Source organism: Propioniciclava sp. MC1595 (genome assembly GCF_017569205.1).
GTDB lineage: Bacteria > Actinomycetota > Actinomycetes > Propionibacteriales > Propionibacteriaceae > Propioniciclava.
This window is the reverse complement of sequence record NZ_CP071870.1, coordinates 1,150,104-1,172,440: the sequence shown is the minus strand read 5'-3', so window position 1 is coordinate 1,172,440 and position 22,337 is coordinate 1,150,104. Positions and strand designations below refer to the sequence as shown.

General features: G+C 73.4%; 20 protein-coding genes and 1 pseudogene. 12 read left to right on the top strand and 9 right to left on the bottom strand.

Features of this window, described 5'->3' with window-relative positions; all coding sequences use genetic code 11:
* Window positions 1–44 precede the first annotated feature (44 nt).
* Window positions 45–1,475: a polysaccharide deacetylase family protein gene (locus J4N02_RS05535; RefSeq protein ID WP_182814574.1), complete on the bottom strand. Its 1,431-nt coding sequence runs from the start codon at window positions 1,473–1,475 to the stop codon at window positions 45–47.
* Complete coding sequence (locus J4N02_RS05530) at window positions 1,472–1,678, bottom strand: hypothetical protein (protein WP_182814573.1); 207 nt, start codon at window positions 1,676–1,678, stop codon at window positions 1,472–1,474. Before J4N02_RS05530 ends, J4N02_RS05535 begins: the two co-directional genes overlap by 4 nt.
* Window positions 1,679–1,757: 79 nt before the next feature.
* On the opposite strand from J4N02_RS05530, the gene J4N02_RS05525 reads away from it, so the two are divergent.
* Genes J4N02_RS05525 through J4N02_RS05510 form a run of 4 tightly spaced genes read left to right on the top strand, consistent with a single transcriptional unit; the run spans window position 1,758 to window position 6,070 of the window.
* Entirely contained in the window at window positions 1,758–2,357 is a 600-nt protein-coding gene (locus tag J4N02_RS05525; protein WP_188332683.1) for a DUF4126 domain-containing protein, read from the top strand.
* Window positions 2,357–3,316 (top strand): hypothetical protein, encoded by a 960-nt coding sequence (locus tag J4N02_RS05520; RefSeq protein WP_188332682.1) that lies wholly within the window; start codon window positions 2,357–2,359, stop codon window positions 3,314–3,316. The genes J4N02_RS05525 and J4N02_RS05520 overlap by 1 nt, the downstream gene beginning before the upstream one ends.
* A 49-nt stretch (window positions 3,317–3,365) precedes the next feature.
* Window positions 3,366–5,573: a UvrD-helicase domain-containing protein gene (locus J4N02_RS05515; protein WP_188332681.1), complete on the top strand. Its 2,208-nt coding sequence runs from the start codon at window positions 3,366–3,368 to the stop codon at window positions 5,571–5,573.
* Complete coding sequence (locus tag J4N02_RS05510) at window positions 5,570–6,070, top strand: N-acetyltransferase (protein WP_182814569.1); 501 nt, start codon at window positions 5,570–5,572, stop codon at window positions 6,068–6,070. The genes J4N02_RS05515 and J4N02_RS05510 overlap by 4 nt, the downstream gene beginning before the upstream one ends.
* A 6-nt stretch (window positions 6,071–6,076) precedes the next feature.
* Here J4N02_RS05510 and J4N02_RS05505 read toward each other — a convergent pair whose 3' ends face one another.
* A complete protein-coding gene (locus J4N02_RS05505) occupies window positions 6,077–6,949 on the bottom strand; it encodes a methylenetetrahydrofolate reductase (RefSeq protein WP_188332680.1) in 873 nt (290 codons plus the stop codon).
* A gap of 51 nt (window positions 6,950–7,000) precedes the next feature.
* Here J4N02_RS05505 and J4N02_RS05500 point away from each other — a divergent pair, with 51 nt between their 5' ends.
* Complete coding sequence (locus J4N02_RS05500; RefSeq protein WP_188332679.1) at window positions 7,001–8,116, top strand: polyprenyl synthetase family protein; 1,116 nt, start codon at window positions 7,001–7,003, stop codon at window positions 8,114–8,116.
* Window positions 8,117–8,119: 3 nt separating this feature from the next.
* On the opposite strand, the gene J4N02_RS05495 is transcribed toward J4N02_RS05500, so the two are convergent.
* Window positions 8,120–8,860, bottom strand: a complete 741-nt coding sequence (locus tag J4N02_RS05495) for a thiamine phosphate synthase (protein ID WP_182814566.1) — start codon at window positions 8,858–8,860, stop codon at window positions 8,120–8,122.
* A gap of 138 nt (window positions 8,861–8,998) precedes the next feature.
* Here J4N02_RS05495 and pknB point away from each other — a divergent pair.
* From pknB to J4N02_RS05485, 3 genes and pseudogenes are all read left to right on the top strand, one after another.
* Window positions 8,999–10,816, top strand: a pseudogene (gene pknB, locus J4N02_RS05490) (Stk1 family PASTA domain-containing Ser/Thr kinase); the annotation flags it as partial.
* On the top strand, window positions 10,811–11,029 hold the full coding sequence (locus J4N02_RS17365; protein ID WP_375539333.1) for a PASTA domain-containing protein: 219 nt from the start codon (window positions 10,811–10,813) through the stop codon (window positions 11,027–11,029). The pseudogene pknB and the gene J4N02_RS17365, both read left to right, overlap by 6 nt.
* Window positions 11,030–11,110: 81 nt before the next feature.
* The gene (locus J4N02_RS05485; protein WP_188332677.1) at window positions 11,111–13,909 is read left to right on the top strand and encodes a cation-translocating P-type ATPase; all 2,799 of its coding nucleotides are present in this window, start codon (window positions 11,111–11,113) and stop codon (window positions 13,907–13,909) included.
* On the opposite strand, the gene argE is transcribed toward J4N02_RS05485, so the two are convergent.
* Both argE and J4N02_RS05475 read right to left on the bottom strand, forming a co-directional pair.
* Window positions 13,875–15,053 (bottom strand): acetylornithine deacetylase, encoded by a 1,179-nt coding sequence (gene argE / locus J4N02_RS05480; protein WP_188332676.1) that lies wholly within the window; start codon window positions 15,051–15,053, stop codon window positions 13,875–13,877. The genes J4N02_RS05485 and argE overlap by 35 nt on opposite strands.
* Before the next feature lie 19 nt (window positions 15,054–15,072).
* Window positions 15,073–15,720 carry an MBL fold metallo-hydrolase gene (locus tag J4N02_RS05475; protein ID WP_188332675.1) on the bottom strand — a complete coding sequence of 216 codons (648 nt, stop codon included), beginning with the start codon at window positions 15,718–15,720 and terminating at the stop codon, window positions 15,073–15,075.
* Window positions 15,721–15,743: 23 nt separating this feature from the next.
* Between J4N02_RS05475 and J4N02_RS05470 the strand changes: the two genes are divergently transcribed.
* Window positions 15,744–16,076 carry a thioredoxin family protein gene (locus J4N02_RS05470; protein WP_182814562.1) on the top strand — a complete coding sequence of 111 codons (333 nt, stop codon included), beginning with the start codon at window positions 15,744–15,746 and terminating at the stop codon, window positions 16,074–16,076.
* Here the strand turns inward: J4N02_RS05470 and J4N02_RS05465 are convergent.
* From J4N02_RS05465 to J4N02_RS05455, 3 genes are read right to left on the bottom strand one after another with little or no spacing between them, the layout of a single operon-like run.
* On the bottom strand, window positions 16,067–17,086 hold the full coding sequence (locus J4N02_RS05465) for a low specificity L-threonine aldolase (RefSeq protein ID WP_188332674.1): 1,020 nt from the start codon (window positions 17,084–17,086) through the stop codon (window positions 16,067–16,069). The genes J4N02_RS05470 and J4N02_RS05465 overlap by 10 nt on opposite strands.
* Complete coding sequence (locus tag J4N02_RS05460) at window positions 17,086–18,477, bottom strand: class II 3-deoxy-7-phosphoheptulonate synthase (protein WP_182814560.1); 1,392 nt, start codon at window positions 18,475–18,477, stop codon at window positions 17,086–17,088. The genes J4N02_RS05465 and J4N02_RS05460 overlap by 1 nt, the downstream gene beginning before the upstream one ends.
* A 4-nt stretch (window positions 18,478–18,481) precedes the next feature.
* Window positions 18,482–19,240, bottom strand: coding sequence for a 1-acyl-sn-glycerol-3-phosphate acyltransferase (locus tag J4N02_RS05455; protein WP_188332673.1), 759 nt, complete (start codon window positions 19,238–19,240; stop codon window positions 18,482–18,484).
* 52 nt (window positions 19,241–19,292) lie between these two features.
* Here J4N02_RS05455 and J4N02_RS05450 point away from each other — a divergent pair, with 52 nt between their 5' ends.
* The 3 genes from J4N02_RS05450 (at window position 19,293) to J4N02_RS05440 (ending at window position 22,253) form a co-directional block, all read left to right on the top strand.
* Window positions 19,293–20,048, top strand: a complete 756-nt coding sequence (locus tag J4N02_RS05450; protein ID WP_188332672.1) for a carboxylesterase — start codon at window positions 19,293–19,295, stop codon at window positions 20,046–20,048.
* A gap of 202 nt (window positions 20,049–20,250) precedes the next feature.
* Complete coding sequence (locus J4N02_RS05445; RefSeq protein ID WP_182814557.1) at window positions 20,251–21,981, top strand: DEDD exonuclease domain-containing protein; 1,731 nt, start codon at window positions 20,251–20,253, stop codon at window positions 21,979–21,981.
* Window positions 21,978–22,253: an Lrp/AsnC family transcriptional regulator gene (locus tag J4N02_RS05440; RefSeq protein ID WP_182814556.1), complete on the top strand. Its 276-nt coding sequence runs from the start codon at window positions 21,978–21,980 to the stop codon at window positions 22,251–22,253. Before J4N02_RS05445 ends, J4N02_RS05440 begins: the two co-directional genes overlap by 4 nt.
* Window positions 22,254–22,337 lie beyond the last annotated feature (84 nt).

Here is a 22,337-nt window from a genome sequence, read left to right as displayed (position 1 = left end):
CGTTCGAAGGGATCACCACTATACGAGCGGCCTCCGACAATCCGTCAAGGGCGTCGCGACGACACCGATCCGGGCTCCTGCGGGCCCAGCAATTGCGACACGGTCACCAGCGTGAACCCGCGCTCGCGCAGGCCGGCGACCACGCGCGGGACGGCGTCCACAGTCGGGGCGTGGATGTCGTGCATCAGCACGATCGAGCCCGCCCTCGCGTCGCCCACGGCCGACGCGACGGTCGCGTCGGTCGACCGCGTCCGCCAGTCCAGGGTGTCGACGTCCCACAGGATCATCGGCGCCCCCACGACCTTCCGGGTGGTCGCGTTGTAGGACCCGTACGGGGGCCGGAACACCGTCGGCGTCACCCCGGCCTCCTCCACGGCCCGGACGCCCCGCTGCACCTCCCGGCGCTGGCCCTCCTCGCCGAGCTTGGTCAGCTGCTTGTGCGACCACGTGTGGGTGCCGACCTCGTGGCCCTCGGCGGCCATCCGGCGGACCAGGTCGGGGTGGGCCCGCACCGAGGTGCCGAGCACGAAGAACGTCGCCGGCGCGCCCGCGGCGGCCAGGTCGTCCAGCAGCCGCCCGGTCTCCTTGCCCGGCCCGTCGTCGAAGGTCAGGGCCACGCACGCCACGACCGCGCAGTCCACGGACGCCGCGGGCCGCTGTGACACCGGGGCCGCTGGCGTGGGCGTGGGCGAGGCCGGGCCGACCAGGCCGACCACCGCGTCGCGGAGGTCGCGGCCCTGCTCGGACAGCACCCCCTCGGCGACGGACGGGGCGAGCGTGACGTCGACGACGCCCTCGCTGAACGGCAGCACGAGCCCCTCGCCCACCCGGACGACGAGCTCGCCCCGCGGGCCGACCACCACGTCGTCGAACAGGCGCGTCTCGAGGTCGGGCGCGTCGGCGAGGTCGTCGAGCACCTCGTGGCCGTCGGCGCGCAGGGCCGCGACCACGGCGTCCACCGCCGTGCGCCGCGCGGTCGGGGCCAGCAGGTCGACCGAGCGCAGCGCGGTCCCCGACAGCTTCTCCCCGTAGAGCACGGACGTCGACGCCCGCCCCGACGCCCCGGCGAACTCATAGAGGTCGACCCGGACGCCGGCCCAGGCGGGGGCGTCCAGCACCGTCTCCCACGTGCCGCTCAGCTCGGGCGGTACCTCGGGGTTGGGCACCGAGTCGGCCAGGAAGGCGCGGGCACGGGCGTCCATGTCCTCGGCCAGCATCGCGTTCAGCGCGGTCGCGCCCGGCACCACCGGCCACTGGAGGTGCACCGGCAGGGCGGGGTCGTTGTTCGACCACGTCTCCACGGTCCAGCCGGGCGGGGCCGGGCTCGCCGTCGGCGACGGCGCGGGGGCGACGGTGGTCGGCGACGGGATTCCCGGGGTCGGCGACGCGACCGGACCCGACGGCGGCGTGGGCGCGCACCCCGACAGCGCGAGGCCGAGGGCGCAGGCCCCGGCCAGCGCCCGCAGGCGGCTCACTGCTGCTTGAAGGTGTCGTCCATCACGTCGACGCGCGGCGGCCGGAGGATGGACCGGGCGACGTTGCGGAAGTCGTAGTTGTCGAGGACCCGCGCGGCCTCCTCGTCGGTCAGGTCGTAGGCGTGCGCCAGCATCCGCACGTGCTCGGTGTAGAAGGCGTGTAACTTGTCGACGCCCTTGATGAACTCGAGCGCATTGCCCATGGGGTCCGGCCTCCCGGGGGTCATGGCCCACCCGGGTGGGCGGGCCTCGTGCATCACCGTAGTCGCTACCCTGATCGCCATGGAGATGCTTCCTGCCGCGTTCGCCTCGGGTTGGGCCAGCGGCATCAACGCGTGGGGCACCGTGCTCGTGCTCGGGGTGCTGGGCCGGTTCGCCGGCATCGAGGGGATCCCCGCCGGGTTCCAGCGCACCGACGTCCTCATCATCGTGGCGGTCCTGTGCGCGATCGAGCTGGTCGCCGACAAGATCCCGTACATCGACAGCGCGTGGGACACCATCTCCACCGTCATCCGGCCCATCGCCGGCGCCGCGATCGGCGCCATCTACGCCGGCGCGACCGGCGACCTCGCCACCATCACGCTGGCGTCGGTCGGTGGCATCACCGCCCTGGTCAGCCACCTCACCAAGGCCGGCCTGAGGCTGGCGGTGAACACCTCCCCCGAGCCCTTCACCAACGTCGCCGCCTCGGCGGCCGGGGACGTCGCCGTGACCGGCGTGGCCACCCTCGTCGCGCTGGCCCCCGTGGCTGCGGCCATCGTGGTCGCGGTGCTCCTCGTGCTCGGGTTGCTCGCCCTGTGGGCGAACGCGACCAGGATCCGGCGCGGCTGGCTGGCCTACCAACGCTGGTTGAGCCGGCGCAAGAACCCGGCCCCGGCCTGATGGGCCACGTCACCGTCGTCGGCCGCACCCTCGCCGGCGTCGCGGCCGCGGTGCGCCTCGCCCGGGTCGGCCACGACGTCACCCTCGTCGACACCCCCGGTGGGGCGGCGGCCATGCGCGCGGCGCTCGGTGACACCCTCGACTTCCCGGCCCCGTGGCGCGACCTGTTCAAGAAGTCGGGGCGACCCGCCGCCGGCGCGCTCGGACTGCACGGCCTGGACCTCGTCGCCGACCCCGACGGCCCGCCCACCGAGCGCGCCGCGACCTGGTACGCCGACGTGGACGCCCTCGGCGAGTCGGCCGCCCGCGCCTGGCGCGACCTCGTGGACGCCGCCGACGACATCTGGCAGGCCGTGCGGCCCCTCGGCCTGGAGGCCGAGCTGACCCCGGACGCCGTCGCCCGCGCCGGCCTCCACCCGCGCCGCAGCCTCGAGGACGTCGCCCGCACGCTGGACCACCCGGTCCTGGCCGAACGGGTCCGGGCCGTGGCCCGTGCGCGGGGCCTCGAGCCCGCCGCGGCCCCCGCGTGGTTCTCCTCCCGGCTGGCCGTCGAGCGCACCTTCGGCCGGTGGCGCCTGCAGGACGCCGAGGGCCGACCCGCCCCGGCGTCCGGGCTCGTCGACGTGCTCGAGGACCGCCTGGCCGAGCGCGGTGTGACCCTCACCCCCGACGCGGCCGCCACCGAGGGCGCCGACGCGGTGGTCGACACCGTCGACCCGGGCGTGGCCTGGCACCGCCCCTCCCGCTGGAGCCGCCGCGACTCGTTCCCCGACCAGCTGCTGGCGCGCCCCGCCCTGCGCGACCCGCGGCGTCCGGGCTGGTTCCACGCCTCGGCGTCCTCGCCCGGCGGCTCGGAGCCGTGGGCCCAGCTGCTGTCGGGCGCGCTGGCGACCTACGCGGCGCACGAGTACCTCACGGGCGACGACATCCGGCCGACGAACAAGGCGCTCGCCCGCTGAGGGGAGTAGTGTTGGCCTCTGGTCGAAACCAGACAAGGGAAACTCCACCTTGAACGAACCTGAACTGCTCGCCCACGAACTGGCCCACGAACAGGCCCACGTGGACGCCGTGTACGCCCGCCTCGAGGAAGCGACCCAGTCGGCCCGCAGCGCAGCGGCCAGCGGACAGGAGATCTTCCGGTCCAACCGCGAGACGTGGGTCCGCGAGGAGGACGGCACCGCCCTCTTCGAGCGCGACGCCTTCACCTTCCAGGCCGCCAAGCGGCTGGCCGTCCTCGACGCCGAGCACGAGGGGCTCGTGTTCGGCCGCCTCGACCTGGAGGAGCCCGAGGAGCGCGAGGTCCGCTACATCGGCCGCATCGGCGTGCGCGACGAGGAGTACGAGCCGCTCGTGATCGACTGGCGCGCCCGCGCCGCCGAGCCGTTCTACCGCGCCACCCCCCAGCAGCCCATGGACGTCGTGCGCCGCCGCGTGCTGCGCTGCCGCAACGACCGCGTCATCGGCATCGAGGACGACCTGCTCGACGCGCAGGCCAACACCGACGACCTCCCGATCATCGGCGAGGGCGCGCTCATGGCCGCCCTGTCGCGGTCGCGCGGCACCCGGATGAAGGACATCGTCGCCACCATCCAGGCCGAGCAGGACCTCGCGATCCGCGCCGAGTACCCGGGCGTGACGATCATCAGCGGTGGCCCGGGCACCGGCAAGACCGTGGTCGCCCTGCACCGCGCCGCCTACCTGCTCTACTCCAACCGCCGGCGCTTCGAGCGCGGCGGCATCCTGGTCGTCGGCCCAGGCCCGGTGTTCATGAACTACATCGAGCGGGTGCTGCCCTCCCTGGGTGAGGACTCCGTGACCCTGCGCGCCATCGGCCAGGTGGCCTCCGACGTGCTCGACGGGTTGTCGGCCGACCGGGTCGACGACGCCGACACCGCCTTCGTCAAGGGCAGCCTGCGCATGGTCGGGGTGCTGAAGAACCTCGTGAACCTGCCCCTGGGCGACCCGGACGCCCCCGCCCCCTCCCTGCTCGTCACGGTCAAGGGCAACGTCCTGAAGCTGGACGCCCACCAGCTGGGCCGGATCCGCGCCGGCGTGCTGGCCCACCAGCGGGTCAACCTGGCGCGGGAGTCCGCCGAGAAGGCGCTCGTCGCCGCCCTGGTGACCCAGGTGCCCGAGGACGTCGACGTCGACCCCGAGGCGATCCCCGAGCTGATCACCGACTCCGCGGCCTACCAGGAGTTCGTCGAGGCCTGGTGGCCGGCGCTGTCCGCGACCGGCGTGTTGCGCCGGCTCGTCGACCCCCGGGTCACCGCGCGGGCGGCCGACGGCGTCCTCGACGCGACCGAGCAGGCGCTGCTCGCCGCCTCCTACGCCCACGAGGGCGAGGACGCCGACTGGACCGTCGCCGACACCGCCCTGCTCGACGAGCTCGTCGCGATCCTCGGCCCCGAGCCGATCGACCACGACGCGGGCCCGTCGCTGTTCATCGAGGGCGGCGCCGACGTCACCGAGTTCGTCACCACGGCCGACCGGCTGGCCCGCACCGTCGAGCACGACTTCCGCGAGGACCGGCACGAGACCTACGCGCACATGCTCGTCGACGAGAGCCAGGACATCACGCCCATGCAGTGGCGGATGCTGCGCCGCCGCGGCTCGCAGGCGTCGTGGACGATCGTGGGCGACCTCGCCCAGAGCTCGTGGCCCGACCTCGACGAGGTGGGCCGCGCGGTCCGCGACCTCATCGGGACCGCCCCGCACCGCGACTTCCGGCTGTCGGTGAACTACCGCTCCCCGGCCGAGGTGTTCGACCTCGCCGCCAAGGTGGTCAAGGCGCACTTCCCCAAGGCCGACCTGCCCCGCGCGGTGCGCTCGACCGGCCACCAGCCGGAGTTGCTGCACACGTCGGAGTCGGCGCTGGTCAGCGACCTGGTCCGCATCGTCGACCGCCTCACCGATTCGGTCGGCGGCACGGTGGGTGTCATCGCTCCCCCGTCGCGGCTGGACCACCTGCGCACCGCCCTGCCCCCGCGCCTGTCGACCCGGATGAACCCGGCCAACCTGGCCCGCGTCATCTTCGTGTCCCCGCTCGAGGCCAAGGGCCTGGAGTACGACGCGGTCGTGGTGGTCTCCCCGGATGAGGTCGTCGAGCAGAGCCCCGGCGGGGTGCGCGTCCTCTACGTCGCCCTCACCCGCGCCACGCAGATGCTGGTCACGCTCGACGTGGGCGGCCCGGGCGCGTGGCGTCCGGAGGAGTGAGCGGGTCCGTCCCCGGTCCGCCCGTCCCGGTCCCGCTCGTCCCGGCCACCCCCTCGGACGCCGCGGACGCGGCCCGCTGGGTGGCCTCGGCCGAGGACGTCCTGGTCTTCGCCGGACCGCGCCTGGCGTACCCGCTCGACCCGGCGTCCCTGCTGGAGCCGGGGCCCGAGGGCTGGGCGGCCCACGCGCTGCACGACGGCGACCGGCTCGTGGGCATCGGCTCGGTGCGCCGCGTCGACGCCACCACCGCCCGGGTCGGCCGCGTGCTCGTCGACCCGTCCCGGCGGGGCGAGGGCTGGGGCCGGGCGCTGATGGTCGCGCTGGTCGAGGCCGCGGCCGCCCTCCCCGGCGTGCGCACCGTCACCCTGGGCGTGTGGCGCACCAACACGGGCGCGCTGGCGTTGTACCGCACGTTGGGCTTCGTCGATACCGGCGTGCGCGAGACCCGTGTGGGCGACGCCGTGTGGGAGAGCCTCGAGATGGCCCTCCCCGTCTGACGCGGCTCAGGCCTCGGCGCGCAGCCGGCCCAGGATCTCGGCGGTCGCGGTCGACCGGTTGAGCGTGAAGAACTGGAGGCCGGGGGCGCCGGCGTCCAGCACGTCGCGGCACAGCTGGGTGACCAGGTCGATGCCGACCGCCCGGAACGCCGCCTTGTCGTCGGCCACCGCGCGCAGCCGCGCCTCGAAGTCGGCCGGCATCGCCGAGCCCGACAGGCCGGCGAACCGCTCGATCTGGCTGGGCACGGTCACCGGCATGATGCCCGCGATGATCGGCATGGTGCCGCCCAAGGCCCGGAAGCGTCCGACCAGCGACACGTAGGCGGCCGGGTCGAAGAACAGCTGGGTGATGGCGAACTCGGCGCCGGCCTGCTCCTTGGCGAGCAGGATCCGCGCGTCGAGGTCGAGGTCGCCCTCGGGGTGGCCGTCGGGGAACGCGGCGACGCCGACGGTGAAGTCACCCAGCGACTTCACCAGCCGCACGAGGTCGGTGGCCGTGCGCAGGCCCTCGGGGTGCGGCGCGAACCGGCCGCCCGACGGCGGGTCGCCGCGCAGGGCGAGGATGTGGGTGACGCCGAGCCGCTCGTAGGCCTGGATGGCGCGCACCACCTCGGCGGCGCTCTGCCCCGCAATGGTGAGGTGCCCCATGGTCGAGACGGCGGTCTGGCCACGGATCGCGCCCACCGCCGAGAACGTCTTGTACCGGCTCGCGCCCGTCGCGCCGTAGGTCACCGAGACCCAGTCCGGCTGCAGCCCCTGCAGCTGGTCGACCGTGCCGATCAGCTGCAGGACGCCCGCGTCGTCGGAGGGCGGGAAGAACTCGACGCTGAACGTCGGACCGTCACTGGAGCGCAGTCGGTCGACGATCGTCTCGGGCATGTCGGCCACCCTAGTTCAGCCGCCCCCGCGGGCCGCCGGTAGGCTCGCAGCGTGGTCAGACTGGTCAGCGCCAACCCTGTGTCCGACGATTTCCGCGCCGCGGTGGCCGGGTCGATCGACACGTTCCTCGACGCCCAGGCCCCCGTCCTGGCCGACATCCACCCGGCGACCGCGCCGCTGCTCGAGCGCGCCCGCCTGTTCACCCGCGGCGGCAAGCGTCTCCGCCCCGCGTTCTGCGCGTGGGCCTACGCGGCGGTCGCCGGCAGCCTCGACCTGCCCGAGGCGGTGTCCACGGCCGCGGCGTCCCTCGACGTGCTGCACGTGTCGGCCCTCATGCACGACGACGTGATGGACGCCTCAGACTTCCGTCGTGGCGTCCCGGCCGCGCACCGCCAGTTCGAGGCCGACCACCGCGACGCCGACTGGCGCGGCGACCCCGAGCAGTTCGGGCGCGCCGGTGCGATCCTGCTCGGCGACCTGCTGCTGGTCTGGTCGGAGGAGATGTTCCGCCGCTCGGGCCTGGAGCCGGCCCAGCTGGACCGGGGGCGTCCGCACCTCGAGGCGGTGCGCACCGAGGTGACCGCCGGGCAGTACCTCGACGTGCTGGCCCAGGCCCGCGACCCGTACACGATCAGCCGCACCGACGTTGGGCGCGAGCAGCTCGCCGACCTGGTCAGGACGGTGGTCACGTGGAAGTCGGCCTCCTACACGATCCGCCGGCCGCTGCTGCTGGGCGCCGCCCTGGCCGGGGCGGACGCCGCCCAGCTGGGCGCGCTCACCTCGTTCGGCCAGCCGCTGGGCCGCGCGTTCCAGTACCGCGACGACGTGCTCGGCATCTACGGCGACGAGTCGCTGACGGGCAAGGACTCCGGCGAGGACCTGCGCGTCGGCAAGCTCACCCTGCTGGCCGCCGAGGCCTTCGGGCGGGCGGGCGAGGCCGAGGCGTCCGAGCTGGCGGGCCTGTTCGGCAACCCCGACCTGGACGCCGACGGCGTGGCGCGTGCCCGCGAGATCATCGACGCCTCGGGGGCCCGTGCGGCCGTCGAGGAGGAGATTCGCCGTGAGTTCGACCTGGCCCTGGCCGCGCTGGCCGCCGCCGACCTGTTCGAGCCCGCGCGCGAGGGCCTCGTCGCCCTGGCGACCGCGGCGGTGACACGAAAGTTCTGACCCCTACAGGTGCAGGTCGGTCGGCGGCGGGCTGACCGGCTTGCCGAAGCTGAGGTTCGGCGAGGGGCCGAACGCGGACGCCGTGACGGCCTCCATGCGCTCGTCGTCGTTCCACGCCTCGCGGAGGATGTCCTTGAGCGCCATCGCCGCGGCCTCGGGGTTGGACGCCCGGGTGATCGCCCCGCCCACAGCCGCGCGCTTCGCGCCGCCGCGGATGACGGCGGGCAGCGACTCCAGCGTGATGCCGCCCACGGCGAACCACGGCTTGGACTTCGGGTCGTGCTGCGGCGCGTGCTCGGCGGCGTGGCGGATGAGCGGCAGGCCCGGCCCGACGAGCAGGAAGTCGACGTCGGGGTGGGCCAGGGCGGCCTCGGTCTCCTCGGTGGTGTTGCAGCGGCGGCCGATGAGCGTCCACTCCCCCACCAGCTTGCGGGTGCGGGCCGGGTTGGCCTCGTCGTCGGAAAGCACGAACAGGTCGGGTGACAGCGCGGCCGCGCGCACGGGGCGCCCGAAGTAGGCGGTCAGGCCCTGGGTCGCGCGGGCGGCCTCGGTGATCGCGTCGAGCCCGGCCTGCGCCGAGTCGTCGAACACGACCTCGGCGAGCCCCTCGTCGAGCATCACGGCGTCGGCCCCGCCGGCGTACGACGCGCGGGCCAGCGGGCCCACCGTGTCGCCCTCGTCGGCGACGATGTGGATCAGGCGGGCGAGCTTCAGCCGGGTGGCAATCCCCATCAGTGCGGTCACGGGTCCAGCCTGCCACACCCCGGCGGGTCGGCGCCGTCGTCGCGGCGGTCGCGTGCCACACTCGGATCGGGCCTGGCATGCCTTCCCTTCCCCGATCCATGCCGGAGATTCGTGTTGACGACTGACCGCAACAGTGGCCTGGTTGGCCACGTGCTCGACGACCGGTACGAGGTCGTCAAGAAGCTTGCGCGCGGCGGCATGGCCACGGTCTACGTCGCGAACGACCTGCGCCTGAGCCGCACCGTCGCCGTCAAGGTGATGAACGACGGGCTCGGCGACGCCGACGACTTCGCGATCCGCTTCGACACCGAGGCCCGCGCGGCCGCGCACCTGTCCCACGCCAACGTGGTCAGCGTGTTCGACCAGGGCAGCGACGGCGGGCGCCCCTACATCGTCATGGAGTACGTGCAGGGCTTCACCCTGCGCAACCTCATCACCCGCGAGGCCCCCATGGACCCGCGCCGGGCCATCGAGCTCGTCGAGCCCGTGGCGTCCGCGCTGGCCGCCGCCCACGCGGCCGGGCTGATCCACCGCGACATCAAGCCCGAGAACGTCCTGATCTCCGACCGCGGCCAGGTCAAGGTCGCCGACTTCGGCCTCGCCCGCGCGGTCACCGCGAACTCCAACGCCGCCACCACCGGCCTCGTGATCGGCACCGTGAGCTACATCGCCCCGGAGCTGGTCACCAAGGGCCGCGCCGACGCGCGGTCCGACGTCTACTCGCTCGGCATCGTGCTCTACGAGATGCTGACCGGCCGCAAGCCCCATCAGGGCGAGACCCCCATCCAGGTCGCCTACAGCCACGTGCACAACCAGATCTCGGCGCCGTCGATGGAGGTCTCCTCCACGTGGCAGGGCGGCCGGGGCGGTATCCCGCCCTACGTCGACGCCCTCGTCACCGCCGCCGCCAACAAGGACCGGCACAACCGCCCGCTGGACGCCGGCGTGCTGCTCGGCCACCTGCGCGCGGCCAAGGACGCCCTGGCCCGTGGCGTGGTCGACGACCCCGCCCTCGTCGCCCGGATGCGCCGCACCGAGCCCGAGCCGACCGACAGCCACACCACCCCGGTGCCGACGCTGCCGCCGCGGCTGGGCGCGGAGCGCCGGTTCACGCCGGTGACGCCCGTCTCGCCGACCTTCGACGTCTCGATCGACGGCGCGCCGTTCTACAGCACCGGCCCGGTCCCCTACTCGCCGCAGTCGCCGCACACGCGGGCGCTGCCCGAGCTGTCGGCCGCCCCCACCCCGTCGACCTCGTCCCGCGCACCGCGGCCCGAGGCGTCCGGACGCCGTTGGCGGCGGTTGGTCGCCGTCCTGGCCGTGCTCGCCGTGCTGGGCGGCGCGGGCTGGGGCGGCTGGTACCTGCTCGAGGGCCGCTGGACGACGGCCCCCGCGATGGCCACCCTGACCCAGGCCGATGCCGAGGCCGCCGCCGCGCTCGCCGAACTGCACGTCACGTTCCAGCAGGACTACAGCGAGGACGTCCCCGCCGGCCAGGTCATCCGCACCGAGCCCGCCGAGGGCGGACGCGTGCTGCGGGACGGCACGATGACCGCGTGGATCTCCCGCGGGCCCGAGCGGTTCGCGGTGCCCGAGGTCACCGGCCAGACCCGCGCCGACGCCGAGCAGCTGATCGCCTCGGGATCGCTGGCCCTCGGCACCGTCACCGACGAGCACCACGACACGGTCCCCGCCGGCACCGTCATCTCCCAGGGCGTGGCGCCCGGCGAGCAGGTCAAGCGCGGCACCACCGTCGACCTCGTCGTGTCGCAGGGCCCGGCCCCGGTCGAGGTCGTCAGCTTCGCCGAGAAGCCGCTCGCCGAGCTGCAGGCCTGGGCCAAGGAGAACCTGATCACCCTCGAGACCACCGACGAGAACCACGACACTGTCCCGCAGGGCGCGGTCATCTCTCAGAACCCGGCCGAGGGCCAGCTGCACCGCGGCGGGTCGATGACGGCCGTCGTGTCCAAGGGCCCGGTCATGGTCAAGGTGCCCACCGGCCTGCGCGGCCAGGGCGCCGAGACGGTCGCGCAGAAGATCCGCGACGCGGGGCTCGTGCCCCAGTTCAAGCGCCTGGTCAACGGCGGCTTCGGCATGGTGCTGAGCGTCGAGCCCGGCGAGGGCACCAGCGTGCGCAAGGGCTCGACGGTGGTGATCAACCTCGTCTGAGGTGCGGCGACGGCCCGCCCGGCCGACCACCCGCGGCGGGGGTACCCTGAGAAGGGAACTCTCGTGAACCGGAGACTCGCCTTGAGCGAATTCACCACGGACCCCGCTGAAGCCGTCGCCGAGGAACTCGGCGTCGACCCGAGGACCGGCCTGACGGCGGCTGAGGCCGCCGCCCGCCTGGAACGCCATGGCCCCAACGAACTGCAGGGCACGCCGCGCGACCCCGCCTGGCTGCGCTTCCTGCACCAGTTCGCCGACCCGCTGGTCTACCTGCTCCTGGGCGCCATCGCCATCTCGGTCCTGGCGTGGGTCGCGGAGGGGGCCCCCGGCGTCCCCGTCGACGCGGTCGTGATCGCGCTCATCGTGCTGGCGAACGCGGTCATCGGCTTCGTCCAGGAGAACAAGGCCGAGGACGCGGTGGCCGCCCTGGCCGACATGACCGCCACCCACGTCACCGTCCTGCGCGACGGCGACCTCACCGACATCGCCTCCGCCGACCTCGTGCCCGGGGACCTCCTCGTACTGTCCGAGGGGGACGCCGTGGGCGCGGACGCCCGCCTGCTCACCGCCACCGCCCTGCGCGTGCAGGAGGCGTCGCTGACCGGCGAGTCCGTGGCCACGACCAAGGACCCCGCCCCGCTCGACGCCCCCGCGAGCATCGGCGACCGCACCAACATGGTGTTCAAGGGCACCGCCGTGGCCAGCGGCGTCGGGCGCGCCGTCGTCACCGCCACCGGCATGGACACCGAGATGGGCCGCATCGCGACGCTGCTCGACGAGACCGAGGGGGCGCCCTCGCCGTTGCAGGTCGAGATCGAGAAGATCTCGCGGACCCTCGGCGTCCTCGTGATCGGCATCGCGGTCGTCGTGATGGTGACGATGGCGCTGCTCAACGGGGCGTCGTCGCTGGCCGACGCGGTCCAGATCCTGCTGCTGGGCGTCTCGCTCGCCGTCGCGGCCGTGCCCGAGGGCCTGCCCGCGATCCTGTCGCTGGTGCTGGCCATCGGCGTCCAGGCCATGGCCCGCCGCAACGCCGTGATGAAGGACCTCCACTCGGTCGAGACCCTCGGCTCGACCTCGGTGATCTGCTCCGACAAGACCGGCACGCTGACGCGCAACGAGATGACCCTGCGCGAGGTGGTCACGGCGTCCGGGCGCGTCCTGCTCGAGGGCACCGGCTACGCCCCCACCGGCGGGGCGACCGTCGAGGGTCCCGCCCCCACGCTGGCCGAGGCCCGCCGCGTCCTGACGGCCGGGTCGCTCGCCAACGACGCGCAACTGCGCGAGGTCGACGGGGCCTGGCACGTCCAGGGCGACCCGACCGAGGGCGCGTTCCTCGTGGCCCAGCACAAGCTCGAGGGTGTGGCCCAGCGGGTGGCCGGCTTCCGGCGGACCGCCGAGGTGCCCTTCTCGTCGGAGCGCAAGATGATGAGCGTCCTCGGCGCGCACGAGGGCGAGGGCCTCGCGCGCGTCCTCGCCAAGGGCGCCCCCGACGTGCTGCTCGAGCACTGCGTCGCCGAGCAGGTGGGCGACGACGTGCGCCCGCTGACCGACGGACGCCGGGGGGAGCTGCACGGGACCATCGAGGACCTCAGCCGCCGGGGCTACCGGACGCTCGGCGTCGCCCGGCGCGACGCCACCCCCGACGACGACGAGGAATTCACCGAGGAGCATGAGCGGGGGCTCACCTTCCTGGGCATCGTTGCCATCATCGACCCCCCGCGCGCGGAGGCCGCCGAGGCGATCGCCGAAGCCCACCGGGCCGGCATCCGCACGGTGATGATCACCGGCGACCACCCGGTCACCGCCTCCCGGATCGCCCGTGACCTGGGCATCACCGACGAGGAGGAGCCCGCGGTGCTCACCGGGCGCGAGCTCGACGCGTTCGACGAGGCCGGCCTGCGTGAGGCGACGGGCCGCACCTCGGTCTACGCACGCGTGGCGCCCGAACACAAGCTGCGCATCGTGGACGCCCTGCGGGCCGACCGCCACGTCGTCGCCATGACCGGCGACGGCGTCAACGACGCGCCGGCGCTCAAGAGCGCCGACATCGGGATCGCCATGGGCATCACGGGCACCGAGGTCACCAAGGAGGCCGGGGAGATGATCCTCGGCGACGACAACTACGCCACGATCGTGGTGGCCGTGCAGCGCGGCCGGGTGATCTTCGACAACATCAAGAAGTTCATGCGCTACCTGCTGAGCTCGAACATGGGCGAGATCGCGACCGTGTTCCTCGGCGTGGTGCTGGCCGGCGTCATCGGCCTGGCCGACCCGGCCGACCCGGCGGCGACCGTCGTGCCGCTGCTGGCCACCCAGATCCTGTGGATCAACCTGGTCACCGACTCCGGGCCGGCCCTGGCCATGGGCGTCGACCCCGAGATCGACGACGTGATGGCGCGCGCCCCGCGCCGGCCCACCGACCGGATCATCGACCGCGCCATGTGGAGCCGGATCATCACGATCGGGCTCGCGATGGGTGTGGTCGGCCTCGTCGTCTACGACCTGACGCTGCCCGGCGGGCTGCTCTCGGGCCTCGAGCACCTGGTCCCCGCCGAGGCGCAGCTCGCCACCGCGCGCACGACCGTGTTCACCGCGCTCGTGTTCATGCAGCTGTTCAACGCGCTCAACGCGCGCTCCGACCTCGCCAGCGCCTTCGACCACCTGTTCACCAACGGCTGGCTGTGGGCCTCGCTGGCCTTCGCCACGGCCGCGCAGGTCGCGGTGGTCCACGTGCCGTTCCTGCAGTCGGCGTTCGGCACCGTCGGGCTCGGCTGGGCGCAGTGGGCGCTCGCCGTCGGCGCCGGGGTGGTGATCCTCGCCGTCGAGGAGGTCGCGAAGTTCGTCAGGCGCGCAGGTGCGCGACGAGCCGCCCGATGAAGGCCTCGCACGCGGCGAGCTGGTCGAGCTCGACGAACTCGTCGGGCTTGTGCGCCTGTGCGATGTCGCCCGGCCCACACACCACGGTCGAGATCCCCGCCGCGGCGTAGATGCCGGCCTCGGTGCCGTAGGTGACCTTGTCGTCCTGGACCGCCAGGCCCAGGGCCTGCCCCAGCCGCACCGCCGGCGCGTCGGACGGGGTGTCCAAGCCGGCGGTCATCGTCTGCACGTCGACCTCGACGGACACCTCCTGGTCGGGCGCCTCGGCCCGCATCCGCTCCTCCACCGTGCGGCAGAAGGCGATGAGGGCGTCGACGTCGGCGCGGTCGTCGTCCGGCGTCCCGATGGAGCGGAACTCGAGCGTGACCGAGCATTCGGCGGGGATGATGTTGACCCCGTTGCCGCCCTCGATGAGGTTGACCGACCCGGTCGTGTACGGGATCGGGTACGCCTCGTCGAACGGCCCGTCGGCCCGCCACGCGTCGCTGCGCTCGCGCCAGTACCGCACCACGGACGCCGCGTGCTCGATGGCGTTTACCCCCTGCGCGGTCAGTGACGAGTGCGCGGCGAGGCCGCGGACGGTGACCCGGACGAGGTTGATCGACTTGTGCCCGCGGATCATCCGCATCGAGGTGGGCTCGCCGACGAAGCACACGCGCGGGTGGATGCCGACCGACGCCATCCCGTCGACGAGGGGTTGGGCGCCGATGCAGCCGACCTCCTCGTCGTAGGACAGCGCGACGTGCACGGGCTCGCTCAGCGGTTCCGCCACGAGGTCGGCCAGGGCCGCCACGACGACCGCGTCGAAGCCCTTCATGTCGGCGGTCCCCCGGCCAAAGGCCTTGTCGCCGCGCACGTCGAGGGTGAACGGGTCGGAGCTCCAGGCCTGCCCGTCCACGGGCACGACGTCGCTGTGGCCGCTGAGCATGATGCCGCCGGAGGTCGAGCCCGCGGCGTCCGGGACGCTGACGACCAGCGCGGCCTTCGTGCCGTCCGCGGTCGGGAACAGGTGCGGCTCCAGGCCGAGCGAGCGCGCGTGCTCGGCCACGGCCTCGACCAGCGGCAGGTTGCTGTCGCGGCTGGTGGTGTCGATCGCGATCAGCCGGGAGAGCCAGTCGAGGACGGCCGGGGACGGTGCGGTCATGCCCCCTTTCCTACCACCCTCAGGCGGTGGGCTCCCACGGCGTGCCCGCGCGCAGGTCGTGGACGGTGGTGGGGGTCATCTCGTTGTACCGGCCGTGGGACAGCTTCCAGCCGCGCTCGGACAGCAGCGCCTCGTGGATGCCGAAGCCCTGCCCCGCCCCGAGCTCGCGCAGGAAGTCGATGTGCTCCTTCATCGCCGCCCACGGCCCCATCACCGGGACCGCGACCACGTCGACACCCGCCGGCGCCGTGTCGAGGGAGTCGCCGGGGTGGAAGAACGTGGGCTCCCCCTCGGCGGTGACGACCAGCCCGACGTTGCCGATGCGCGGGATGTCGCGGTGGATCACCGCGTGCAGCCCGCCGACCGCGTCGATGCGGACGCCGCCGAGCTCGACCGACTCGTCCTCGGCGATCCCGTGGCCGCGGTCGCCGAGGTCCACGGCGTCCAGAACGCCGGGCTCGACCCAGACCTGGGCGTCGGGGTTGGCCGCGAGCAGCGCGCCGACGTGCTCGGGGTCGACGTGGTCGGGGTGCAGGTGGGTGACGACGATCGCGTCGAGGTCGGTGAGCGCGTGCCAGCGGTCGGAGAAGTTGCCCGGGTCGAACAGGACCCGCCGGTCCGCCACCTCGAGGAGGACGGCCGCGTGTCCGAGGTGCGTGATCTTCATGGCGGCCAGCCTAGGCTGTGCGCATGGCTACGGGATACGAGGAAGAGCAGCTGACCCGCGACGAGGTCGACGCGACCACCGGGCCGGTCGTGGTCGAGTTCGGCACGGACTGGTGCGGCTACTGCATCGCGGCGTCCCGGTTCATCGAGCCGGCGCTGGCCGAGCAGCCGCAGGTGCGCCGCATCCGGGTCGAGGACGGCAAGGGGCGCCCCCTGGGCCGCTCCTACCGGGTGAAGCTGTGGCCGACGCTGGTGTTCCTGCACGACGGCGTCGAGGTCGCGCGCGTCGTGCGGCCGGGCAACCGGGCGGTGCTCGACGAGGCCCTGGCCACGCAGGCGGCCGCCGCTCAGGCCTGAAGCACCTCGGCGAGGATCGCCCCGGCGTCGGCGCACTGCGCGGTCGTGACGTCGAGGTGGGTCACCGCGCGCACCACGCGCGCCCCCACCGTCGACACCCGGACGCCGCGGGCTGCGGCCCGCGCCACCACCTCCGTGGCCGGGAGCGACCCGGTCGGGACGACGACGATGTTGGTCTCCGGATCGGCCAGGGTCACGGACGACCCGGCCGTGACCGCGGCGGCGAACGCCGAGGCGGCTGCGTGGTCGTCGGCCAGCCGTTCGACGTGGTGGTCGAGCGCGTACAGGCAGCCGGCGGCGAGCAGGCCGGCCTGGCGCCAGCCCCCGCCGAGCCGCTTGCGCAGCACGCGGGCGTTCGCCATCGCCTCGGCCGATCCGACCAGCACCGAGCCGACCGGTGCGCCCAGCCCCTTGCTGAAGCAGACGCTGACCGTGTCGAAGAGGGTGCCGTAGTCGGCGAGCGGGGTGCCGGTGGCGACGTGGGCGTTCCACAGCCGGGCGCCGTCCAGGTGCAGCCGGACGCCGGCGTCCCGGCACAGCGCGCTGGTCTGCGTGAGGGCGTCCAGGGGCTGCACCGTGCCGCCGCCGAAGTTGTGGGTGTTCTCGATCGCGACGCAGGCGGTCGACACCAGGTACGGGCCGGCGTCGGGGGCCAGCAGCTCCTCGACGAGCTCGGGCTCGGTCCTGCCGTCGTGCGTCACCCAGGTGCGCATGGTGACGCCGGTCAGCGCCCCGTGCGCGCCCATCTCGGCGCGGGCGATGTGCGCGCCCGAGTCGCACAGCACCTCCTGCCCGGGGCGCACGTGCTGCGCGACGCCGAGCACGTTCGCCAGCGAGCCGGTGGCGCAGAACAGGCCCGCCTCGTGGCCGAGCAGCTCGGCGACGCGCTGCTCGAGCTCACCGATCGTCGGGTCCTCGGCGTAGACGTCGTCGCCCACCGGTGCGGCGGCCATGGCCGCGCGCATCGCCTCCGACGGCTGGGTGAGCGTGTCGGAGCGGAGGTCGATCATCACATCTCCTGCGGCTCGAAGTCCTGCACGGGGTTGTAGCCGCGCCGGCGGATGTCCTCGCGGAGGCGCTCGGCGAGGTAGAACGCCAGCTCGATGCCCTGGTTGCGGTTCAGGCGGGGGTCGCAGGCGGTCTCGTAGCGGTCGAAGAGGGTGTCCTCGTCGAGTTCGTCGACGCCGCCCACGCACTCGGTGACGTCGTTGCCGGTCAGCTCGATGTGGACGCCGCCGGGCCACGTCCCCAGCTCGGCGTGGACGTCGAAGAAGCCGTCGACCTCGTCCCAGATCACCGGGAACGCGCGGGTCTTGTGGCCCTTGGCCGTGGAGTAGGTGTTGCCGTGCATCGGGTCGCACACCCACGCGACCTTGCGGCCGGTGTTCTCGACGGCCTCGACGATCGGCGGCAGCGCGTCGCGGACCTTGCCCGCCCCCATGCGGGTGATGAGCGTGAGGCGTCCGGGCTCGAGGTCGGGGTCGAGCTTCTCGACCAAGGCGCGGACGTCGTCGGGCGTGACGCTCGGGCCGAGCTTGATGCCGATCGGGTTGCGCAGCTTGCTGAGCAGCTCCACGTGGGCGCCGTCGAGCTGGCGGGTGCGCTCGCCGATCCACAGCAGGTGGCCCGAAGTGCCGTAGGCCAGGCCGGTGCGGGAGTCGATGCGGGTGAGCGCGTGCTCGTACTCCATCAGCAGGGCCTCGTGAGAGGCCCAGTAGTTGACCGTCCGGAAGGCGTCGTCGGGCACGCCGCAGGCGACCATGAAGCCCATCGCGCGCTCGATCTCCTCCGACAGGGCCTCGTACTTGGCCTCGACCCGGGAGTTGCGGACGAAGTCGGTGTTCCAGGTGTGCACCGTGCGCAGGTCGGCGAACCCGCCGTTGACGAACGCGCGGACCAGGTTCAGCGTCGCCGCCGAGGAGTTGTAGACCTCCTGCAGGCGGCGGGGGTCGTGGGCGCGGGCCTCGGGGGTGAAGTCGAGGCCGTTCACGGCGTCCCCGCGGTAGGACGGCAGGGTCACGCCGTCGCGGGTCTCGTCGTCGCTGCTGCGCGGCTTGGCGTACTGGCCGGCGATGCGGCCGACCTTCACCACCGGCACCTGGGCGGCGTACTGGAGGACGACAGCCATCGACAGCTGCACGCGCAGGGCGTTGCGGATGTTGACCGCGGTGACGTTGCCGAACGTCTCGGCGCAGTCCCCCGCCTGGAGCATGAACGCGCGGCCGGCGGCGACGTCGGCGATGCGGGACTTGAGGGCGTCGGCCTCACCCGCGAAGACCAACGGCGGGCGCTGGCGCAGCTCGGACACGACCGTCGCGAGTTCCGCGGCGTCGGGATAGGTCGGCTGCTGGGCCGCACCGCGCGCGTGGAGTTCGGTCAGGGCAGGGATCGTCGTCGACACCGGGTCAGGATAGTCCGCCCGTGGGCTCCTTCGGCGGGGGCCCACCACCCGGGCGCTCCCGGACGCGGCGGTCCGCCTCGGCGGCGTCCATCGACCCCGACTTCACCGAGGCGGCGTAGGCCTGCACGTAGGTCTGGCCGGTCAGCTTCTGGATGGCGGCCATGACCTCGTCGGTCACCCAGCGGCCCATCGCCCGGTCGTCCTGCATGCCCTTCCAGACCGAGAAGTCGAGGGGCTCGCCGACGATGATGCGGGGGCGCTCGACCCACGGGATGCCGAACTTCGTGCCGGCGATGTCGGCGTCCAGGATGCCGACCGGGACCACGGGTGCCCCCGTGGACAGCGCGAGGCGTGCCACGCCGGTCTTGCCCTGGTAGAGGCGGCCGTCGGGCGAGCGGGTGCCCTCGGGGTAGATGCCGACCACGCGGCCCTGCTCGAGGGCCTCGATGACCGGGCCGAGCCCGTCGAGCGCGGCGCGCCCTCCGCTGCGGTCGAGCGGCACCATGCCGACGGCCTTGAGGAACCAGCCGATCACCGCCCACTTGGGGCCCTGGTCGCGGCGGAACGCCTCGGCCTTGACCGGCAGCGTCACCTGGCGCTTGATGAGGGCGGGGGTCAGGAAGGTGTCGGCGTACGAGACGTGGTTGCTGGCCAGGATGACCGGACCCGTCGCCGGGATGTTCTCGGCTCCCGTGATCGTCGCCTTGTAGCCGTGCTTGACGAACTGCGTGAAGGGCACCTTGAAGAACCCGTACCAACTCATTGCTGACCTCCTGCCGCGCCAGCCTAGTGCCCCGGCCCCGTACGATGACGCCATGGCACTCCCGGACCAGATGGCCCCGTTCCACGCACCCGGCGGACCCGTGGGCGTCCTGTTCTGCCACGGCTTCACCGGCAGCCCCGCCTCGCTGCGCGGTTGGGCCGAGCAGACGGCCGAGGCCGGGTACACCGTGTCGCTGCCCGTGCTGCCGGGGCACGCCACGGTGTGGCAGGAGCTCAACGTCACCAGCTGGCGCGACTGGTACGACGCCGTGGACGCCGAGTACCGCAGCCTGCGCGAGACCTGCGACACGGTCTTCGTGGCCGGGCTGTCGATGGGCGGCTCGCTGACCCTGCGTCTGGCCCAGCACCACACCGACGTCGCCGGCCTGCTGCTGGTCAACCCCGCGCTCGGCGCGGTCGACCCGCTGGCGAGGTTCGCCGGCGTGCTGAAGTACCTCGTGCCCGCCACCCCCTCCATCGGCAACGACATCGCCAAGGAGGGCGTCGACGAGGGCGCCTACGACATGACGCCGGTGGCCGGGGTGCACGAGCTGCACAAGCTGTGGGCCGACGTGCGCTCGTGCCTGGACCTCGTCACCTGCCCGATCGCGCTGTTCCGCTCGGAGGTCGACAACGTGGTGCCCGGCTCGTCGTCAGACACCGTGCTGCGCCTGGTCTCCTCGGACGACATCACCGAGGTGCGCCTGGCGAACAGCTACCACGTGGCGACCCTGGATCACGACGCCAACCTCATCGTCGAGACCTCCCTGCAGTTCATCGAACGGGTGGCGGCCGCGCACACGGCGTGACCCCACCGCCCTCGGGGGCGCCATCAGGCCGGCCCCGACCAGCAAATCCAACGCCGCCCGCTCGTCGGCGCTGAGCCGCGTGCACGACGTGTACTCCATCACCTGCGTGTCCATGCTCCCACGCTCGCAGGCGGGTCTGACAAAATGCGCACATGCGTTCCGATCGTTCGATTGTCGGAGCCGGGACGTAGGGTCCGGGGCCATGACAACCAGCCCTGTCCCCCACCCGGTGCAGCCCAGCTTCGACGACCTGGGCCGCCACCTGGCGACCACGGCGTTCGTGGTCGTCGACCTCGAGACGACCGGCGCCGGCCCCGACGCCACGATCACCGAGGTCGGTGCGGTGCGGGTACAGAGTGGCGAGGTGGTGGGCGAGTTCCAGACGCTGGTGAACCCCTGCACGCACATCCCGCCCCTGATCCAGGTGCTCACCGGCATCACCGACGCGATGGTCGCCGACGCCCCGCGCCTGGACCAGGTCGTGCCGCCGTTCCTGGAGTTCGCCCGCGACGCGGTGCTGGTGGCGCACAACGCCGGCTTCGACGTGGGCTTCCTCAAGCGGGCGTGCGCCGCACAGGGGCTCGCGTGGCCCGGCTTCCCGGTCGTCGACACGGTGGGGCTGGCCCGCGGCGTCCTGATGCGCGACGAGGTGCCCAACGTGAAGCTGGCCACCCTCGCGCGCCACTTCCGCTCCCCCGAGGCGCCCAACCACCGGGCGCTGACCGACGCCCGCGCCACCGTCCACGTGCTCCACGGATTGTTGGAGCGCATCGGCAACCTCGGCGTCCACACGCTGGAGGACCTGCTGGAGTTCACCCGTGGGGTCTCCCCCGAGCGGCGCGCCAAGCGCACGATGGCGTCCGACGTCCCGGCCGCCCCCGGCGTCTACCGGTTCGTCGCCGACCTGCCCGACCGCGACGGCGTGACCCGGCGGCAGGTGCTCTACGTCGGCAAGAGCGTGAACCTGCGCAACCGCGTGCGCAGCTACTTCACCGCCGCCGAGAAGCGACCGCGGATGGAGGAGATGGTGCGCATCAGCACCGGCGTCGAGACGACTGTGTGCCGCACGCCGCTCGAGGCCGAGGTGCTCGAGCTGCGCCTGATCGCGGCCCACGCTCCGCGGTACAACCGGCGCTCGAAGTTCCCCGAGCGCCAGCAGTGGCTGAAGCTCACCGACGAGGCGTTCCCGCGGCTGTCGATCGTCCGCCAGGTCGCCGACGACGGCGCGACCTACTTCGGGCCGTTCTCCCGGCGCGAGGCGGCCGAGCAGACGATGCTGGCGGTCTACGAGGCGTTCCCGATCCGACAGTGCACCGCGCGGCTCTCGGAGCGGCGGCCGTCGGGCAGCTGCGCGCTCGGCGAGCTCGGCAAGTGCCTCTCCCCCTGTGACGGCACCACCGGCCGCGCCGCCTACGCCGACGTGGTGGAGGCGGTGCGCACCTGCCTCACCGTCGACGTGCGCGGGGTGCTGTCGGGGCCCCGGGCCAGGCTGGCGGCCCTGATCGCGCAGGAGCGGTTCGAGGAGGCCCAGCGCCTGACCGCACGGCTCGAGTCGTTCGTCCGGGCCTCGACCCGGGCGCGGCGCATCGAGGCGCTGGCAGCCTGCCCCGAGCTCGTGGCGGCCAGGCGGTCCGACGAGGGGTGGGAGATCCACGTCGTCCGCCACGCACGGCTCGCGGCGGCCGCCCTGGCGCGGCCCGGCGAGGTGCCCCAGGCGGTCGCGCGGGACGCCGTGCGCGCGGCCGAGCACGTCCCCGCCCCGCTGCCGGGCCAGCCGGCAGGGACGGTGGAGGAGGCGGAACGGATCGCCGCGTGGCTGGAGAGCCCCGGCGTCCGGATCATGGAGGTGCAGGGCGACTGGGCCTGGCCGCTGCACGGGTCGATCCGCATCGAGGACCTGCCCCGGCACGCACTCGCTAGTGTGGCCCCATGAACACCGCCATCGTCTTCATCACCACGGCCGTCGACCAGGTGAGCGAGGTGGCCGAGGAGGTCGCCGCGCTGGACAGCGTCACCGAGGTCTACTCGGTGACCGGCGACGTCGACCTGATCGCGGTGGTGCGCACCCGCGACGTCGAGGCGATCGCCGACGTCGTGACGGGGCGGATCAACAAGGTCCTGGGCGTCACCGGCACCCAGACCCACCTGGCATTCCGGGCGTACTCGACCCACGACCTCGAGGCCGCCTTCTCCCTGGGCGACTGACACCCCATGGACAGAAACTGACACCGGGGACGCGACGTGACGCGTCCCCGGTGTCAGGAGAGTGGTGTCGGCGCGGACGCCGGG

Excerpts from the sequence above, each read along its gene's own strand:
- J4N02_RS17365 (WP_375539333.1), top strand. The coding sequence starts at position 10,811 with ATGACGGCCGTCGTGTCCAAGGGCCCGGTCATGGTCAAGGTGCCCACC.
- J4N02_RS05520 (WP_188332682.1), top strand. The coding sequence starts at position 2,357 with ATGGGCCACGTCACCGTCGTCGGCCGCACCCTCGCCGGCGTCGCGGCC.
- J4N02_RS05445 (WP_182814557.1), top strand. The coding sequence starts at position 20,251 with ATGACAACCAGCCCTGTCCCCCACCCGGTGCAGCCCAGCTTCGACGAC.
- J4N02_RS05475 (WP_188332675.1), bottom strand. The coding sequence starts at position 15,720 with ATGAAGATCACGCACCTCGGACACGCGGCCGTCCTCCTCGAGGTGGCG.
- J4N02_RS05530 (WP_182814573.1), bottom strand. The coding sequence starts at position 1,678 with ATGGGCAATGCGCTCGAGTTCATCAAGGGCGTCGACAAGTTACACGCC.
- J4N02_RS05450 (WP_188332672.1), top strand. The coding sequence starts at position 19,293 with ATGGCACTCCCGGACCAGATGGCCCCGTTCCACGCACCCGGCGGACCC.
- J4N02_RS05440 (WP_182814556.1), top strand. The coding sequence starts at position 21,978 with ATGAACACCGCCATCGTCTTCATCACCACGGCCGTCGACCAGGTGAGC.
- J4N02_RS05455 (WP_188332673.1), bottom strand. The coding sequence starts at position 19,240 with ATGAGTTGGTACGGGTTCTTCAAGGTGCCCTTCACGCAGTTCGTCAAG.
- J4N02_RS05465 (WP_188332674.1), bottom strand. The coding sequence starts at position 17,086 with ATGATCGACCTCCGCTCCGACACGCTCACCCAGCCGTCGGAGGCGATG.
- J4N02_RS05505 (WP_188332680.1), bottom strand. The coding sequence starts at position 6,949 with ATGCCCGAGACGATCGTCGACCGACTGCGCTCCAGTGACGGTCCGACG.
- J4N02_RS05525 (WP_188332683.1), top strand. The coding sequence starts at position 1,758 with ATGGAGATGCTTCCTGCCGCGTTCGCCTCGGGTTGGGCCAGCGGCATC.
- J4N02_RS05470 (WP_182814562.1), top strand. The coding sequence starts at position 15,744 with ATGGCTACGGGATACGAGGAAGAGCAGCTGACCCGCGACGAGGTCGAC.
- argE (WP_188332676.1), bottom strand. The coding sequence starts at position 15,053 with ATGACCGCACCGTCCCCGGCCGTCCTCGACTGGCTCTCCCGGCTGATC.